Genomic DNA, 15,977 nt, shown 5'->3' on the forward strand with positions numbered 1-15,977 from the left:
CAAGGGAGGGTGGTTGATTATGGCAAAATATCCGAAACGTCAGAAGGTCAAGCGCTACCGCCGCAGCTTCTACAGCCGCGGCACACGCATCAAAAAAGGCATCGGCATCGTGGTGCTGGTGCTGGCGGTGCTGGGCGCAGCCTGGCTGGCAGCACCCCACGTGCTGGACTGGGCAACGCATACCTGGTACACCGTGGTGCGCAACCGGGATCTTTCCGCCTCCTCCCCCGCCAGCGCGAGCGCATCGTCCGTGGCGGAGAGCCCGGCGTCCTCTGCGGCGAGTGAACCGGCCGCTTCTTCGGAGGTGCAGCCGGAGGTGGTGACGCCCGCTGTGGACGGCACCGCCATCGTGGAGGGCAGCTGGGCCGAGGCCGACATCACGGCCCTGACCGAGGATGCCTCCATCCGCGCTGCGGCGCAGCAGCTGGCCTCGCAGGGCGTGAAATATGCCGTCGTGACCCTGAAGGACGCCACCGGCGTGGTCTATTATGCGTCTCAGGTGCCCGCCGCTGCGGCCAGCCCGGCCAGCGTGACTGTGGACCCGGCCAGAGTGGCCGCCATCTTCCGGGAAGAGGGCCTCATCCCGGTGGCGAAGCTCGCCGCCTTCCGCGACCCGGCCGGTGCCCGCGCCGACCACGCCATGGCCATTGGATATAAGGGGCAGGCCTACCTCTGGCTGGACAACAAGGCGTCTGCCGACGGCAAGCCTTGGCTGAACCCCTATGCGGACGCAGCCGTCCAGTACATCGGCGACCTCATCGACGAGCTGCACACTGCCGGGTTTGAGCAGATGGTGCTGGAGAACGTCCAGTTCCCGGCCTCCACCAGCAGCAAGCAGGACTATGGCACCACCAACGGCGTGAGCCGTGCCGACCAGCTGCGGGCCGATATGGCGGTCTGGGAGCAGCGCTTCGGCAACGGTGTGACCCTGTGGTACAGCTATACGCTGGCCGAGGTGGCCGACACCTCCAGCACACTGGGCGTCCCGGCCGCACAGCTGGGCGTGAAGAACCTTGTGGTGCGGGTGCCTTCGGCCTCCACCATGACCGCCGAGGAGCGCGCTGCTCTGGTGCAGGCGCAGACCGAAGCGGGCGTCGAGCATGTGGTCGTGCGGGACAATGCGGCCGGATCCTACGAATAAAAACTACGGTTTCCTTTCAATAACGCGAGAGGGAGGAATGTGATATGAACAAAACATCGTGCTTTTCTCCGGCACACATCCTGCTCCCGGCGGAGAATATCCCGCTGGAAAAGTGGGGCTGCATTGCCTGCGATCAGTTTACGAGCGACCGCTCCTATTGGGAAAAAGCGGCCCGGACGGCGGCAGGTTCGCCCAGCACCCTGAACATGATCCTGCCGGAGGTCTATCTGGAAGAGAGCGGCGTGACCGGCCGCATCCAGAAGATCCATGAGACCATGGACGACTATCTCCGCACGGTGCTGACCCGCGCGGTGGACGGCTTTGTTTACGTGGAGCGCACCGAGCAGAGCGGCCGCATCCGGCAGGGGCTGGTGGGGAAGATCGACCTTGAAGCCTACAGCTACGCCGAGGGTGCCCAGCCGGAGGTGCGCCCCAGCGAACACACGGTCGAGAGCCGCATCCCGCCCCGGATGGCTGTCCGGCGCGGGGCCAGCCTAGAAACACCCCACATCATGATGCTGGCGGACGACCCCGGCTGTACCCTCATCGAGCCGGTGGCGGCGCATAAAGCCGAACTGCCCAAGGTATACGAGGGCGAATTGATGCTGGGCGGCGGCCACATTGCGGGCTGGGCTGTGGAAGACCCGGCTCTGCTGGCCCAGATCGATGCGGCCCTGCAGGGGCTGGGCCGTCAGGAAGTCTTTGATGCCCGGTATCCGCAGGCCAGGGGCGCAGCCCCGCTGACACTGGCCGTGGGCGACGGCAACCACTCGCTGGCCACTGCAAAGGCCTGCTGGGAGGAGCTGAAAAAGACACTCACACCGGAGCAGGCAGCAAACCATCCGGCCCGCTGGTGTCTGGCCGAGGTGTGCAATGTGCACTCGCCTGCGATCGAGATCGAGCCGATCCACCGCGTGCTGTTCAATGTGGACTGCGCAGCGGTGCTGCTGGCCCTCATCGCGTGGAGCGACTCCCACAATGCAGGCATCTGCTTCGGCGATGCCCGGCAGCAGTCCTTCACGCTGGCAGGCCCCCACGTCGCCAATGTGCTCAGCTTCGAGCACCCCGTGGCCCCGCTGACCGTCGGCACCATCGACGCCTTCATCGAATACTTCATGGCCCGCCACATTGAGGCCCGCGTGGATTACGTCCACGATGAGCCTGCGGTCCGCGCTTTGTGCAAGCAGGGCGGCGTGGCATTCCTGATGCCGCCGTTTGCCAAGAGTGACCTGTTCAAAGGCGTTGTGATGGGCGGCGTGCTGCCGCGCAAGACCTTCAGCATGGGCCACGCAGAGGAAAAACGGTATTACATCGAGTGCCGGAAAATCAAAGAGTAACAGAATGAAATGCAAAGGCCTCCTCGGCAGGGCGAGGCGGAAGCATTTCATGGACAATAGGAGAACCATGACATTTAAAGAATTGAATCTGTCCGCCCCGCTTCTGCGCGCTGTGCAGGAGGCAGGCTATGAGACCCCGTCGCCCATTCAGGCGGCGGCGATCCCGCCGGTGCTGTCCGGCCGGGATCTGATGGGCTGCGCCCAGACCGGTACCGGCAAGACGGCTGCTTTTGCGCTGCCCATGCTGGACCGCCTGACGGCGGCCCCGGCCAAAAAGAAAGGGGCCGTCCGCGCCCTGATCCTGACCCCTACCCGTGAGCTTGCTTTGCAGATCGGCGAAAGCTTTGATGCCTACGGCAAGTATCTCAAGCTGCGCAGCACCGTCATTTTTGGCGGCGTGGGCCAGGCACCGCAGGTCGCGGCCCTCAAGAAGGGCGTCGATATCCTCGTCGCCTGCCCCGGCCGCCTGAACGACCTGGTGGGGCAGGGCCTCATCGACCTCTCCCACATCGAGATCTTTGTGCTGGACGAAGCCGACCGGATGCTGGATATGGGCTTTGTGCACGATGTGAAGAAGGTGATCGCAAAGCTGCCCGGGGAGCGTCAGAACCTGATGTTCAGCGCCACCATGCCCACCGAGATCGAACAGCTGGCCGCCGGCATCCTGCGCAAGCCCGCCTTCGTCAAGGTGGACCCGGTGTCCAGCACCGTGGACCGCATCCAGCAGAGCCTGTACCATGTGGAAAAGGGCAACAAGAAATTCCTGCTGCCGTGGCTCATCAAGAACCTGCAGCCCCCGGTGGTGAACGCGCTGGTGTTCAGCCGCACCAAGCACGGCGCGGATAAAATTGCAAAAGACCTCACCAAGCAGGGCATCCCGGCGGCGGCCATCCATGGCAACAAGAGCCAGACCGCCCGCGTGACCGCGCTGGAAAACTTCAAGGCCGGTAAGACCAAGGTGCTGGTAGCCACCGATATCGCCGCCCGCGGCATCGATATCAGCGAGCTGTCCCATGTGTTCAACTACGACCTGCCCGAGGTACCGGAGACTTACGTGCACCGCATCGGCCGCACGGCCCGCGCTGGTGCCGACGGTACGGCGGTCAGCTTCTGTGCACCTGAGGAGCAGGAGTATCTGGCAGGCATCGAAAAGCTGAACCGCCGCAAAATTCCCGTGGTGAGCGGCCACCCGTGGGACGGCGTGCCCGCGCCGGTGCGCCCGGAGCCGCCGGTGCGCGGCAAAAAGCCCAAGGCGGAGGCCGAAGCGCCTGCCGCCCAGCCGGAAAAGCCCGCCAAAGCGGCAAAACCGGCTCGGCCCAAAAAGAAAAAACGGCTGCCTGCCAAGGCAGAGCCGATGAAATCTCAACCGAAAGAGGAACCATCCATGGATGAAAACCAGAAGCGCACCCCCGGCGGGCGCAGCGAAAACCGCCGCTCCAACAACAGCCGCCCCCGCCGCGAGGGCAGCAATGCCGCCCCGAACCGCGGCAGCAATGCGCAGCCCAAGTTTGACCCGCATTTTGTGAGCGCCCCGGAGGCCACTCCGCTGCGCCCGGCCAAAAAGCCCAATGCGCCCGCAGCCCAGCCCGCCGCAAAAACGGCAGCCCCGGTCGGCAGCGCCAAAGGCGAGAACGCCCAGACCGCCCCGAACAGCCAGAGCCGCCGCAATGCCCAGCCGGGCAGCGCCAGCCGCCCGGCTCGCGGGGGCCGCACCGAGCGGACGGAGCGCCCGGCCCGCCCGGCACAGAACGCCGCAGGCAGTGCCAACACCGGCAAGGGCCGCACGGAGCGCAGCAATGCGGGCCAGCCCGCCCGCGCACCCCGTGCCCCGAAGCAGGAGGCCTCCCGCAGCCGCAGCCGGAACAGTGCGCCCAGCCGGGACGAAGACCCGGGCCTTATGCTCATCAGCCGTCGTCCGCCGCAGCAGAAGTTCACGAACTTTGAGGAGTATATGAACGCCCACGGCGGTGCAACTGCACCCATTGAGGACCACAGCGACGAAGTATGAGCCATGGCAGTGCCCGCTGTGCGGCGGGCCGCTGACCGGGGAGCAGGATCTGAAATGCCCCTCCGGCCACTGCTTTGACCGCGCCAAGGAGGGCTACTGGCATCTGCTGCCGGTGCAGAGCATGCGCACCAAGGCCCCCGGCGACAGCAAGGAGATGGTGGCCGCCCGCCGCGCGTTCCTGAATGCCGGATACTACGGCATCTTTGGCAAAGCGGTGGGGGAGCTGTGTCTGGAATACGGGCTCCCGGCCGGGCCGGAGGCCCTGCTGCATCTGCTGGATGCAGGCTGCGGCGAGGGCTGGTACGACCGCTGCATCGCCCGGCAGTTTGATGCGGCTGGGCAACCGCTGGAGCTGGCGGGGTTCGACATCGCCAAACCGGCAGTCCGACTGGCGGCCAAGGCCCTGCCCACGGCACAGTATGCGGTGGCATCCAGCTTCAGCCAGCCGGTGCGCACCGGCTGGGCCGACCTGCTGCTGAACTGCTTTTCGCCCTTTGCACAGGAGGAATTCCTGCGGGTGCTGCGCCCGGGCGGACGGATGATTTATGTGGTGCCCGGTGCCGAACATCTGTACCAGATGAAGGCCGTGCTCTACGAAAAGCCCTATAAAAACCCGGTGCAGCAGGTGGCGTATGAAGGCTTCCGCCCCATCGGGGAGCGGGAGGTCTCCGGGACCATCACGGTGCCCGCCGCCCAGCTGGAAGCGCTGTTCGCCATGACACCCTATTACTGGAAAACGCCCCGCGACGGCGCGGCCCGTCTGGCCGCTCTGCCGGAGCTGACCACCGACATCGCGTTCCGCTTCCTCGTATTTGAAAAAGAGCAATAAATGACCCGCCCCCGGTGCTGCGCAGATGTGCGGCACCGGGGCGGGCTTTTGTGTAGAGACCTGTGGAGAGGTAGGGGAAAGGCTTAGTTCTTCTTCTCCCCCTTGGGCAGCAGACCGGCACGCTCCAGGGCCGGACGCAGGGCGAGGTACAGGATGACCGCACACACGGTGGAGGCCACGCTGTTTACAAAGGTGACGCCGCCTGCAATTTTGGTCAGCGCCTGTGCCACGGTGTATTCCTGACCAAAGATGTACACATTGCGGAAGTAGCCCAGGAACGGGTCGGTCAGCACGTTCAGCAGCAGGCCGGAACCGGCAGAAACGATCACCTTGACGAGATAGCCGGAGCTGTGCTTGTCGAGGTCGCGCAGCTTGAATGCCTTGTGCGCCACGGCACCGCAGGTGATGCCGATGATGAACTTGAGCACAAAGGTGGTGACGGCGTAGCCCGGGTCACCGGCCAGAATATCGGCCAGCGCCAGACCAATGGCACCGGCCAGACCGCCGGACACACCGTCCAGCAGCAGGGCGGTCAGGGCGGTGAAGGTGTTGCCCAGATGGAACGAAGAGCCGCCGTAGAACGGCACACGGAAGAACAGATAGGCCACAAGGCTTAAAGCGGCCATGACACCGGTCATGGCCAGCTCCTTGGTGGTGAAGGTGCGCTTGTACAGCACACTTGCAAACAGAATGACGATGACAACGACTGCCAGAAGCAGCCACATTGCGGTGGTTGACATGATGATTCCCTCCAATTTTCACAAAGACCTGCCGGGAGACCGAAATACTCCAAATTACCCATAAAACTACTTGACATTTGGGTGTCCAGCGGGTATGCTCCTATTATACGCAGAACTGACACCATGAAAATACCCAGAATAAAGTTTTTTAATGGGGTCAGTTTGAGGGAATGCCCAAAAAGAGGAGGGGTTTTGTGTTCCATTTGACGACAGCACTGGATGCGGCCTCGGCGGTGCCGCTGTACGAGCAGCTCTATGAGAGCCTGGCCGAGGAGATGCGCACCGGGGCCATCCCGGCGGGCACCCGGATGCCCGGCAAGCGGCGGCTGGCGGCAGAACTGTCCGTCTCGGTGAATACGGTGGATGCCGCCTATCAGATGCTGGCGGCAGAGGGGTATCTGGAATCGCGGGAGCGCAGCGGCTTTTATGTACAGGAATATCTGGCCCTGCCCATCCGCCCGGCCGCGCCGCCGCCCGCCGCGCTCCTACCCCAGCCGGAGGCGGGACCGCCTGTGCTGCCGGTGCGGTACGACCTTTCCACCCGCGGGGTAGACCCGGAGCTGTTCCCGTTCCGCACATGGGCGCGGCTGCAAAAGGAGCTGCTCTATTCTTCGCCCCAGCTGCTCACCCACGGCGATGCGCAGGGCGACCCGGCCCTGCGGCAGGCGCTGGCGGAATATCTGGAAGAATACCGGGGCGTGCGGTGCCGGGCGGAGCAGGTCGTCGTGGGGGCAGGTCTGGAATATCTGCTGGGCCTGCTGGCACCGCTGCTGCCCGGCCCTGCAGCGGTGGAGAACCCCGGCTACCCCCGCGCCCGGCGGGTGCTGGAGAACAACGGCGTCTCCTGCTGCTGCCTGCCCGTGGATGCGGACGGCCTGTCCATCGAGGCGCTGTCCCGCTCCGGTGCGGCGGTCTGCTATGTGACCCCCAGCCACCAGTTCCCCACCGGGGCCACCATGCCCGCCGGACGCCGGGCCGAGCTGCTCCACTGGGCTTCCCGCAGGCCGGGGGAGCGCTACATCATCGAGGACGATTACGATTCGGAGTTCCGTTTTGATACCCGGCCTCTGCCCAGCCTGCAGGGCATGGCGGGTGCAGACGGCCCGGTGGTGTACCTCTCCACCTGCTCCCGCAGTCTGGCTCCCAGCATCCGTATCGCCTATATGGTGCTCCCGGTTCAGCTGCTCCCGGCGTGGCGGGCAGCGTATCGGCTCTATTCCAGCCCGGTCAGCCGGTTTGAGCAGCAGACGCTGGCCCGCTTTATCACCGAGGGCTACTTCACCCGGCATCTGGCCCGGGAACGTGTGGCCTACAAGGCCCGGCGGGATGCGCTGGTCCGGGCGCTGAATGCAGCCTTCGCGCCGGGAGAGCTTCGTTTTTCCGGCCTGCACACCGGTCTGCATCTGCTGGCGGCACTCCGGGATGCCCCGCCGGATGCGGCACTCCGGGCTGCTGCCGAGGCCGAGGGCGTCCGGCTGAGCCTGCTGAGTGATTACGACCTGACCGGAAGCGCCCGCGGCCTTGCGGGCACGCTGGTGCTGGGTTATGGCTCGCTGAAGGACGAGGCCTGCGCCTCGGTGGGGGAGACGTTGAGGAAGGTCTGCACCGCTGCGCGGGATGCCTCGGTGACGGTGTAAGTGCCCGCCTTGCGGTCCCACGCGCCGGGCAGGGCGTCCGACTGGAACACCGCCGCGCGGTTCACGAGAAATTCGAGGATGTCACCCAGCAGGGTGTAGTCCTGGGCTGCAAAGTCGGTCAGCAGGGAGGAACTCTGGCTGCGCAGGGCCTCCGGCAGGGTGGAGGGCAGCAGCTCGAAGTTCTGGCGGAAAAAGGCGTCCCACACGGCGGCGCGGGCTGCGGCCCGGCGGCTGGGCGGCAGAAGGCCGTCGGCGTCCAGCCCGGTCAGAAGATCCGATGCCTCCCGTGCGCGGAAGGTCTGGACGCTGGAACTCTGGCCGAGGGCGTCCAGTTCCTCGGCGGTCAGTGCGCCCGAAAGGCTGACCCGCACGGCCCCATACCGCGCTGCCAGCATTTCCAGCACGGCGGGCGAGAGGGCCAGATACAGGGTATCCTCCGGCAGGGCCAGCGTTTCCAACAGGGCCTGACGGCACCGCGCCGGGCCGGCTGCTGCATAGCATTGGGCCAGCGAGGCTTCGCCGCCGCCGAACGGCACCGTCAGCTGCCCCGGCACCGCCAGCAGATGGGCGGCGTTCTGGGACGCGTTCAGGTAGAACAGCACGAAGCCGGGCTGCTCCCCGGCGGTGCAGAGCAGCAGCGTCATCCGGTCGTCGGCTTTGGGCAGGTCGATGGGCACACCCCGCTGCGGCTCGGCGGTCTGCATCAGCCATTGCTGGCGCAGCATCTGCCGGGTGAGCAGGACAGTGCCGCCTACCAGCGGCAGCAGCACCAGAAGCGCCGCCCCCAGTGCGGCCCAGAACGGCTTCCACCCGCCTTTGTGCATTCCTGACTCCTCCTTTGCCGGTGTTACGGAAAGGATGGCCCCGCTGCCTGCGGATTATACAAAAAACGCGGGCTGTGCGGAAAAGTCATACGAAAATAAAATTCATCCACTTTGCATCAAAGATGAAACCTCAGAATAAATTGAAACAAAAAGCTTGCCAGCGGCGGGAAACTATGATACAGTTCTTCTATCACGCACAGACAAACGGAACTGTGCATCACACGGGAACAGAATGAGGGGAGACGGCGGAGCCGCCGTCTGTTGCGCACAAAGGGGTGTGTCTGTCAGCAGCAGGAGACCCCTGTGCGGGAAGCTGCGTTTTGCGGGCAGAGCCTTTGGCGTTCTGTCCGCTTTTTGTTTTGCAGAGGGGGAACGATCATGTTAGAGACCATTACGAGCGTGAATGGAGTTGTCAACGGCATCGTCTGGGGGCCGGTGGGGCTGGCGCTGCTGTTCGGCACCGGCTTTGTGATGTCGGTGCGCACCGGTTTTTTCCAGTTCGGGCATTTCCGGTACTGGCTGCGGAACACCATCGGTGCCATCTTCACCGACCGGGACATCACGGCCCATACCGAAAAGAACGATAAGGCCATCAGCCAGTTCCAAAGCATGTGCACGGCGCTGGCGGGCACCATCGGCACCGGCAACATCGTGGGTGTGGCAACGGCCATCGTTTCCGGTGGGCCGGGTGCCATCTTCTGGATGTGGGTCATGGCATTGCTTGGCATGATGACCAACTACTCGGAAAACGTTCTGGGCATCTTTTACCGCCGCAAGAACGCCGACGGCGAGTGGTCCGGCGGCGCGATGTACTACCTGGCCGACGGTCTGGGCAGCAAGAAGGGCTGCAAACAGCTGGGCAAGGTGCTGGCAGTGCTGTTTGCCTGCTTCTGCATTCTGGCTTCCTTCGGCATTGGCAACATGAGCCAGATCAATTCCATCGCGGGCAACATGAATGCGGCCTTCCAGGTGCCGAATCTCCTCACCGGCATCCTGTTGGCGGTGCTGTCCGCACTGGTCATCCTGGGCGGCTTGAAGCGGGTGGCGGCCGTGACGGAAAAGGTCGTTCCGCTGATGGCGCTGTTCTACATCCTGGGTGCGCTGACGGTCGTGCTGACCCATGTCACGGCGATCCCGGCTGCGTTCGCGGCCATCTTCAAAGGAGCTTTCGCTATGCAGGCGGCAGGCGGCGGTGCGCTGGGCTACGGTGTGTCCCGCGCCATCACCTGGGGCTTCAAGCGCGGTGCCTTCTCCAACGAAGCCGGTCTCGGCTCTGCCGTCATGGTCAACTCCGCTTCCAACGTCAAGGAGCCGGTGCATCAGGGTATGTGGGGCGTGTTTGAGGTGTTTGCCGATACCATCGTGGTCTGCACGCTCACTGCTCTGGTCATCCTGACGTCCGGCTTCGTGGACCTGAACACCGGCCGGATGCTCACCGAGGTGCAGGGCTCTGCGCTGGTGGGCGAAGCCTTCTCCACCGTGTTCGGCAGTTTTGGCCCCAAGTTCATTGCTGTTTCCATTCTGCTGTTTGCCTACTCCACTACGCTGGGCTGGAGCCACTACGGCACCAAGGCCGTGGAGTATCTCTTCGGCACCAAGGCCAGCATGGGCTATCAGGTGGTCTTCGTGGCTATGGTGCTGGTGGGTGCCACCATGAAGCTGGGCCTTGCGTGGGATCTTTCCGACACGTTCAACGGTCTGATGATGATCCCGAACCTGATCGGCGTGCTGAGCCTGTCGGGAACGGTCGCGGCCATTACCCGGAACTATGTGGACCGCAAGTTCCACGGCAAGTGGGTCGAACCCATGTGGTCGGCCTTTGCGGAGTACCAGAAGGAGGAAGAAGCGGAGGAAGCCCCGCTGGACAAAGCTGCAAACGAATAAAGAACGCAAAAAGACCCGGCCCTCTCCGGCAGATGTGCAGGAGAGGGCCGGGTCTTGTCATCTCTTTTTGTGCGGGCGGCGCAGGGTGCGCACGGCGTCCCGCCCGGCGGTGATGCCGCTGCCGAACGCCCAGTGCAGGTTAAAACCGCCGCAGCTGCCTGCGCAGTCCAGCGTTTCGCCCACAAAGTAAAGGCCCGGACAGCCCTTGAACTGGAAGCTGATCCACCTCCCGCAGGGCCAGCCCGCCGCCGGTGGTCTGGGCCTGCTTCCAGCTGCAGGGGGTCAGCCCCTCAAAGCGCCAGTGCTTGGCGGTGTGGGCCAGCACCTGCCAGGCGGCATCGGGCAGGGTGTCCAGCGGTGTGTCCGGCAGGCGGGCCGCTGCCCAGAGGGCGCGGCCCAGTTTGGGGTTGAGCAGCCCCGTCCAGAAATCAGCGGGCGTTCGGCCCGGCAGCAGGGGCACCCGCGCAGCGAACAGGGCCGTCAGCGCGGCCTCGTCCAGCGCGGGGAAGAGGTCCAGCTCCACAGCAGGAGCCTTGGGGCCGCGGCCCGGGGCCAGCAGGCCGGACAGCTGCATGATGCAGATGCCGGAAAGGCCGTAATCGGTGAACTGTACCTCGCCCGTCTCCTCGGCCAGCAGGGTGTGGCGGTCCAGGTCGAGCAGCGCGGCGCGGGCCTTGACCCGGATGCCGGCCAGCGCTTTGTTGGGCCGGGCCGTCTGCAGGGCGGTCAGGCAGGGGTACAGCGGCTCCACCCTGCCGCCGCACTGGGCGGCGAACCGGGTGCCAAAGCCGTCGGTGCCGAACTGCGGCCCTGCCTCGCCGCCCATGGCGCAGATGACGGCATCGGCATGGAGCGTCTCGTTGCTGCGCTCGGCACTGTCAAAGAGGACGGCGTAGCCGCTGCGGCTCTGGCTCAGGGTGCGCACGGTGCAGCCGGTGCGCACCTCCACCCCCAGCCGGGCCATGTGGCCCTCCAGCAGGGCCAGCACGTCCGCCGCCTGATTGGAGTACGGATACACCCGGCCCGCCTCGTCGGTGCGGGTGTAAAGCCCCAGCGCACGGAACCATTCCAGCGGCGCGGCGGTGTTCACGGCGTTCAGCAGCGGGGCCAGCGCCTTTGGGTCTGCGGTGAAATAGCACGCCGGTGCGATGCCGGTGTTGCTGAGGTTGCACCGGCCGTTGCCGGTGGCCAGCAGTTTTTTGCCGCAGCGGGGGTTGCGGTCCAGCACGGTGACGCGCACTGCCCCGGCGGGGGCCGCCTGTGCTGCGGCCAGCGCCGCCGCCATCCCGGCCGCACCGCCGCCTAAGATCACGATCTGTTGCATGAAACGATCCTTTCTGAAAAGAGAAAAAGCCGCCGGAACCCTCCCGTGCGGCGCAGGGCCTGAAGAACAGACCCAGTATAGCATAAACCGGAAAAAACGGCCAGAGTTCAAACGTAAAAAACTACGGAAGAGCATTGACAGAAGAGGAAGAATATGGTAAGTTTGAAATGATGCAGCAAAGATGCGGCTAAGAAATTTTAACTTCTCTCGAAAAAATTCGGGGGTACGATGAATATGTCATGGGATCATAGGATGGGGAGAAGCAGACGGCGAGCGGCTGCGCTTACGCTCCTGGTGGTGGTGTGCCTTTTCAACATTGTGGGCTATCTGGTGTATGTGCAGCGCCAGTTCTATCGGGAGAGCACCCAAAACCTGCTGGAGACCTACGAGCAGGTGAACAAGACTTTTACCATGTTTGCGCAGCGCAACTGGAACGTGCTGAGCGAGTGGGGCAACAGCTTGCAGGAGGCAGACGAAACGGCCATCCGGGCCAGTCTGCGCCACTTCAACCGCGAAAAAACGACCTGGCGGTACAGCGAGCTGTACCTGTTCAATGAGTCCAGCCAGTATCTGAAAGCCACCGGAGAGAGCGGAGAGGCGCAGGAACTGTGGGGCGCGTTTGCGGCGACGTATGCGACCGGCCGGTCCAGCGTGAGCAGCTATGTCATAGGCACGGGCGAGCGCCGGGTCGTGTTCACCGTGCCCATCCGGCCGGTCGAGGTCTCTGGTGTGACCTACACCTGCATTGCCGTCAGCTACAACAATGCAATGCTGGAAGAGATGATCGGCGGCCATGCCTACAACGGCCAGAGCGACTGCTACATCATCTACCCGGACGGCAGCGTGATGCTGTCCGAGGAGCCGAAGAGTGAGATCGAATCCTGGATGACGAACCTGTTCGATTTTCTGGAGAAAAATGCCGAGGTCGATGCCGACGGCTTTGCCGCCATGCGGGAGAACGTGCGCAGCGGCGGCAGCGGCAGCACCGGGTATCGGTACGGCGGCAAGGGCTATTATCTGGTCTATCAGCCGGTGGGCTTTCAGGACCTGACCATCGTGGGCATCGTGGAGCGCGATGTCGTCGATGCCGGGATGCGGAAGATCCAGAAGGTCACCATCCTGCTGCTGCTTTTTTTGATGGGCAGCGTGGCCGTGGCGATGGTGCGGTCGGTCAAGCTGGATGCGGCACTGGAAATGGAAGAAAAAGAAAACGCCCTCCGCACCGAAGCGCTGGAACGCCGGAAACTGGAGGGGTTGGCCAACACCGACGGCCTGACCGGCCTGTTCAACGAGCGGTGCTTCAACAGTACCCTGAAGCAGAAGGAAGAGGCGCGCCAGCCCTTTGCTCTGTTCTATCTGGATCTGGACCGGTTCAAGCCGGTCAACGACACCTACGGCCACGATGTGGGCGACCAGCTGCTCCGGGCCGTGGCCGACCGGCTGCGGAGCTGTGTGCGGAGCAGCGACTTTGCGTTCCGCATCGGCGGCGATGAGTTTGCCCTGATCGTGAACGGCGAAGTCGATGCAGACGGGTGCGCCCAGCGGGTCGAGACCATCAAATCGGTCATCCGGCAGCCCTATGTGCTGGACGGCCGGACCATCGGCATTGGCACCAGCTGCGGTTCGGCCTGCTACCCGGCCGACCGGGCCGACGTCCGCAACATCCGCATCCTGGCAGACCACCGGATGTATGAGGACAAGCAAAAACAGGGCAGCTCCCGCAGGCAGAGCTTCGCGCTTGAATAATTCTCCTTTCTCTACCACAAAATAACCACAGGAAACGAAATCTGGGAACCAAGGAAACGTGGGACCGAGAAAGGGAGAATGTGTTATGAAAGCAACAGGAATCGTGCGCCGCATCGACGAGCTGGGCCGGGTGGTGATCCCCAAGGAGATCCGCCGCACCCAGCGCATCCGCCGCGGCGACCCGCTGGAGATCTTCACCACGGGCGACGGCGAGGTGATCTTTAAAAAGTATTCGCCAGTGGGGGAGCTGAGCAGCGTGACGACGCAGTATGTGGATGCGTTGAGCAAGAGCTTCGCACTGACAGCCTTCGTCTGTGACCGGGACCGCATCCTGGCGGCGTCCGGTGCCGGGCGGCGGGACCTTGTGGACCGCAGCATCAGCCAGCCGCTGGAAAAGCTGATGGACAGCCGGAAGCTCTACGTCAGCAGCGGCGACCCGGAAAAGGCCCTCCTGCCCTGCGAGGGGGCGCAGCGCGCTCTGCTCTGCGTCTGCCCCATCATCGCGGCGGGAGATGTGACCGGTGCCGTAGGCTTTCTGACCGAGGACCGGGCGGCACAGCCGGATGCCGCACAGGAAAAGGCCGCAGCTGTGGCAGCGGCATTTCTGGCAAGGCAGATGGAAGAGTGAATACCTTATAATAGAAACAAACGGCCTGCGCCTCGGCGTGGGCCGTTTGCTTATGACCAATTTGTGAATCTTTCAAAACTTTTCTGCGAACCTATTGACAGCGCGGAAAAATTGGCTATAATGGTCTTAGCACTCAGGAACAAGGAGTGCTAAACGAACAAAGCAAACGCAAAAAGGGGGCAGGCGCTATGACGATGGATGCACGCAAGCAGCGAGTCTTGCAGGCGATCGTGGCGCTGTATGGTCTCGAAGGCGAGCCCGTTGGCAGCAGCGTGCTGGCAAACTACTTTGACATGGCAGTTTCCAGCGCAACGCTCCGCAATGAGATGGCGGCGCTGACAAAGCTGGGCCTGCTGGAGCAGCCCCACACCAGCGCGGGCCGTGTGCCCAGCGCCAAGGGCTACCGTTACTACCTTGATAATCTGCTGACCGACGATCAGCCGCTGGATCGTGTGAGCCGCGCCCGTGTGGATGCGGTGTTCGCAAGCCTCGACCATGAGCCGGAAAAGCTGGCCGCAGGTGCCGCCAAGGCGCTGGCCGCCATCAGCGGCTGCACCGCCGCCATCAGCACCCCGTGCGCCGAGGATCTGTGCATCGCCCACTATGAAGTGGTTCAGGTGGGCCGCAGCGCAGCGGCTGTGCTGGCCGTTACCACGGCCGGTTACGTTCGTACCCGTGTGGCACGGGTGCGCACCGGCCTCTCCCGCGAGAATGCGGCAGCACTTGCCGCACTGCTCAACCGCAACCTTACCTTTGTAGCGCCGGTGGATCTTTCCACCCGGCTGCTGGCAGAGCTGTGCAGCCAGATCGACCCGGAGCTGGTGCCGGTGGTGTCGGCGGCAGCGGCCATCCTGCAGGATTCCACCAAACCGCATGTCTATCTGGGCGGCGAGCAGTATCTGCTGGACTGGCCCCAGCTGGAAGGCAAGGTCGGTTCCATCCTCAGCCTGCTGAGCGATGAGGAAGCGGCCGCCCGGCTCATCGCCCCGCCCACAGAGCAGAGCGAGAGCATCCTGCTGGGCGAGGATCTGGAACCGCAGATCCCGGGCCTGTGCATCGTGAGCGACCGGTATCTGGTGGGCGGAGGCCTGTGGGGCTCCATTGCATTGATCGGCCCCACCCGGATGCCCTTCCAGAAGCTGATGCCGCTGCTGCATTACTTTGCAGACCAGCTGGGCGAGGGCATGAGCGGCAAACGAAAAGACACCCCACAGGCTGCCGTACCCCGGCGGACTGTGATCTATAAGGAGGATCTGGAATGAGCGAAGAAACCAAGAAGACCCCGCAGGCGGAACCCGCCGCAGAGCCAAAGACCGCTGAGCAGGCCGCACCCGAAGCAGCCGCTGAACAGGCTGCGCCCGCATCCGAGACAGCGGAACCCAAGGATGCGAAGAAGGACGGCTGGTTCAAGAAAAACCGCGACCTGGAAGCTGCAAAGGCAAAGCTGGAAGCAGCCGAGCAGGAAGCGGCCCAGACCAAAGAAAAGCTGCTGCGCATGGCAGCGGAGTACGAGAACTACCGCAAGCGCTCCACCCGCGAAGCCGACCAGAAGTTTAACGATGGCGTTTCCTTTGCGGTAAACCAGATCATTCCCATTCTGGATACGCTGGAGATGGCAGCCAACGCCCCCACCACCGACGAGAACTACAAAAAGGGCGTGACCATGACGCTGGACAAGGCCGCCAAGGCGCTGGATGCCCTCCATGTGGAGGAGATCGAGGCGCTGGGCAAGCCCTTTGATCCCAACTTCATGAATGCAGTGCAGCAGATCCCCGCCCCGGACGGACAGGAGAGCGGCACCGTCATCACGGTCTACCAGAAGGGCTACAAGCTGGGCGATAAGATCGTCCGCCATGCGACCGTTGTAGTGGCCGAATAA

13 protein-coding genes are annotated in these 15,977 nt (G+C 63.8%); 10 read left to right on the forward strand and 3 right to left on the reverse strand.

Annotation, left to right across the window (positions count from 1 at the left end; all coding sequences use genetic code 11):
• The first annotated feature begins 19 nt into the window (after positions 1–19).
• From ACNQFG_RS04380 to ACNQFG_RS04395, 4 genes are all read left to right on the forward strand, one after another.
• The gene (locus ACNQFG_RS04380; RefSeq protein WP_423406137.1) at positions 20–1,141 is read left to right on the forward strand and encodes a putative glycoside hydrolase; all 1,122 of its coding nucleotides are present in this window, start codon (positions 20–22) and stop codon (positions 1,139–1,141) included.
• Positions 1,142–1,185: 44 nt separating this feature from the next.
• Positions 1,186–2,478, forward strand: a complete 1,293-nt coding sequence (locus ACNQFG_RS04385) for a DUF1015 domain-containing protein (RefSeq protein WP_423406138.1) — start codon at positions 1,186–1,188, stop codon at positions 2,476–2,478.
• Positions 2,479–2,545: 67 nt separating this feature from the next.
• Positions 2,546–4,486 (forward strand): DEAD/DEAH box helicase, encoded by a 1,941-nt coding sequence (locus tag ACNQFG_RS04390; protein WP_423406139.1) that lies wholly within the window; start codon positions 2,546–2,548, stop codon positions 4,484–4,486.
• Positions 4,461–5,315, forward strand: a complete 855-nt coding sequence (locus tag ACNQFG_RS04395; protein ID WP_423406140.1) for a putative RNA methyltransferase — start codon at positions 4,461–4,463, stop codon at positions 5,313–5,315. Before ACNQFG_RS04390 ends, ACNQFG_RS04395 begins: the two co-directional genes overlap by 26 nt.
• A gap of 83 nt (positions 5,316–5,398) precedes the next feature.
• Here ACNQFG_RS04395 and ACNQFG_RS04400 read toward each other — a convergent pair whose 3' ends face one another.
• Positions 5,399–6,055: an ECF transporter S component gene (locus ACNQFG_RS04400; RefSeq protein WP_423406141.1), complete on the reverse strand. Its 657-nt coding sequence runs from the start codon at positions 6,053–6,055 to the stop codon at positions 5,399–5,401.
• A 194-nt stretch (positions 6,056–6,249) separates the two neighbouring features.
• Between ACNQFG_RS04400 and ACNQFG_RS04405 the strand changes: the two genes are divergently transcribed.
• Positions 6,250–7,692, forward strand: coding sequence for a PLP-dependent aminotransferase family protein (locus ACNQFG_RS04405; RefSeq protein WP_423406142.1), 1,443 nt, complete (start codon positions 6,250–6,252; stop codon positions 7,690–7,692).
• Here ACNQFG_RS04405 and ACNQFG_RS04410 read toward each other — a convergent pair.
• Complete coding sequence (locus ACNQFG_RS04410) at positions 7,599–8,516, reverse strand: hypothetical protein (protein ID WP_423406143.1); 918 nt, start codon at positions 8,514–8,516, stop codon at positions 7,599–7,601. The two genes, ACNQFG_RS04405 and ACNQFG_RS04410, sit on opposite strands and share 94 nt — an antisense overlap.
• A 378-nt stretch (positions 8,517–8,894) precedes the next feature.
• Here ACNQFG_RS04410 and ACNQFG_RS04415 point away from each other — a divergent pair, with 378 nt between their 5' ends.
• A complete protein-coding gene (locus ACNQFG_RS04415; protein WP_423406144.1) occupies positions 8,895–10,400 on the forward strand; it encodes an alanine/glycine:cation symporter family protein in 1,506 nt (501 codons plus the stop codon).
• 139 nt (positions 10,401–10,539) lie between these two features.
• On the opposite strand, the gene ACNQFG_RS04420 is transcribed toward ACNQFG_RS04415, so the two are convergent.
• Positions 10,540–11,724 carry an aminoacetone oxidase family FAD-binding enzyme gene (locus ACNQFG_RS04420; protein WP_423406145.1) on the reverse strand — a complete coding sequence of 395 codons (1,185 nt, stop codon included), beginning with the start codon at positions 11,722–11,724 and terminating at the stop codon, positions 10,540–10,542.
• A 294-nt stretch (positions 11,725–12,018) separates the two neighbouring features.
• Here ACNQFG_RS04420 and ACNQFG_RS04425 point away from each other — a divergent pair, with 294 nt between their 5' ends.
• From ACNQFG_RS04425 to ACNQFG_RS04440, 4 genes are all read left to right on the forward strand, one after another.
• On the forward strand, positions 12,019–13,470 hold the full coding sequence (locus ACNQFG_RS04425) for a GGDEF domain-containing protein (protein ID WP_423406146.1): 1,452 nt from the start codon (positions 12,019–12,021) through the stop codon (positions 13,468–13,470).
• Positions 13,471–13,555: 85 nt separating this feature from the next.
• The gene (locus ACNQFG_RS04430) at positions 13,556–14,098 is read left to right on the forward strand and encodes a stage V sporulation T C-terminal domain-containing protein (protein WP_423406147.1); all 543 of its coding nucleotides are present in this window, start codon (positions 13,556–13,558) and stop codon (positions 14,096–14,098) included.
• Between the two features lie 188 nt (positions 14,099–14,286).
• Complete coding sequence (gene hrcA, locus ACNQFG_RS04435) at positions 14,287–15,360, forward strand: heat-inducible transcriptional repressor HrcA (RefSeq protein WP_423406148.1); 1,074 nt, start codon at positions 14,287–14,289, stop codon at positions 15,358–15,360.
• Entirely contained in the window at positions 15,357–15,977 is a 621-nt protein-coding gene (locus ACNQFG_RS04440) for a nucleotide exchange factor GrpE (protein ID WP_423406149.1), read from the forward strand. Before hrcA ends, ACNQFG_RS04440 begins: the two co-directional genes overlap by 4 nt.

Source organism: Faecalibacterium prausnitzii, assembly GCF_049532945.1.
Classification (GTDB): Bacteria; Bacillota; Clostridia; order Oscillospirales; family Ruminococcaceae; genus Faecalibacterium; species Faecalibacterium prausnitzii_N.

Excerpts from the sequence above, each read along its gene's own strand:
- ACNQFG_RS04390 (WP_423406139.1), top strand. The coding sequence starts at position 2,546 with ATGACATTTAAAGAATTGAATCTGTCCGCCCCGCTTCTGCGCGCTGTG.
- ACNQFG_RS04400 (WP_423406141.1), bottom strand. The coding sequence starts at position 6,055 with ATGTCAACCACCGCAATGTGGCTGCTTCTGGCAGTCGTTGTCATCGTC.
- ACNQFG_RS04440 (WP_423406149.1), top strand. The coding sequence starts at position 15,357 with ATGAGCGAAGAAACCAAGAAGACCCCGCAGGCGGAACCCGCCGCAGAG.
- ACNQFG_RS04420 (WP_423406145.1), bottom strand. The coding sequence starts at position 11,724 with ATGCAACAGATCGTGATCTTAGGCGGCGGTGCGGCCGGGATGGCGGCG.
- ACNQFG_RS04385 (WP_423406138.1), top strand. The coding sequence starts at position 1,186 with ATGAACAAAACATCGTGCTTTTCTCCGGCACACATCCTGCTCCCGGCG.
- hrcA (WP_423406148.1), top strand. The coding sequence starts at position 14,287 with ATGACGATGGATGCACGCAAGCAGCGAGTCTTGCAGGCGATCGTGGCG.
- ACNQFG_RS04380 (WP_423406137.1), top strand. The coding sequence starts at position 20 with ATGGCAAAATATCCGAAACGTCAGAAGGTCAAGCGCTACCGCCGCAGC.
- ACNQFG_RS04410 (WP_423406143.1), bottom strand. The coding sequence starts at position 8,516 with ATGCACAAAGGCGGGTGGAAGCCGTTCTGGGCCGCACTGGGGGCGGCG.
- ACNQFG_RS04415 (WP_423406144.1), top strand. The coding sequence starts at position 8,895 with ATGTTAGAGACCATTACGAGCGTGAATGGAGTTGTCAACGGCATCGTC.
- ACNQFG_RS04430 (WP_423406147.1), top strand. The coding sequence starts at position 13,556 with ATGAAAGCAACAGGAATCGTGCGCCGCATCGACGAGCTGGGCCGGGTG.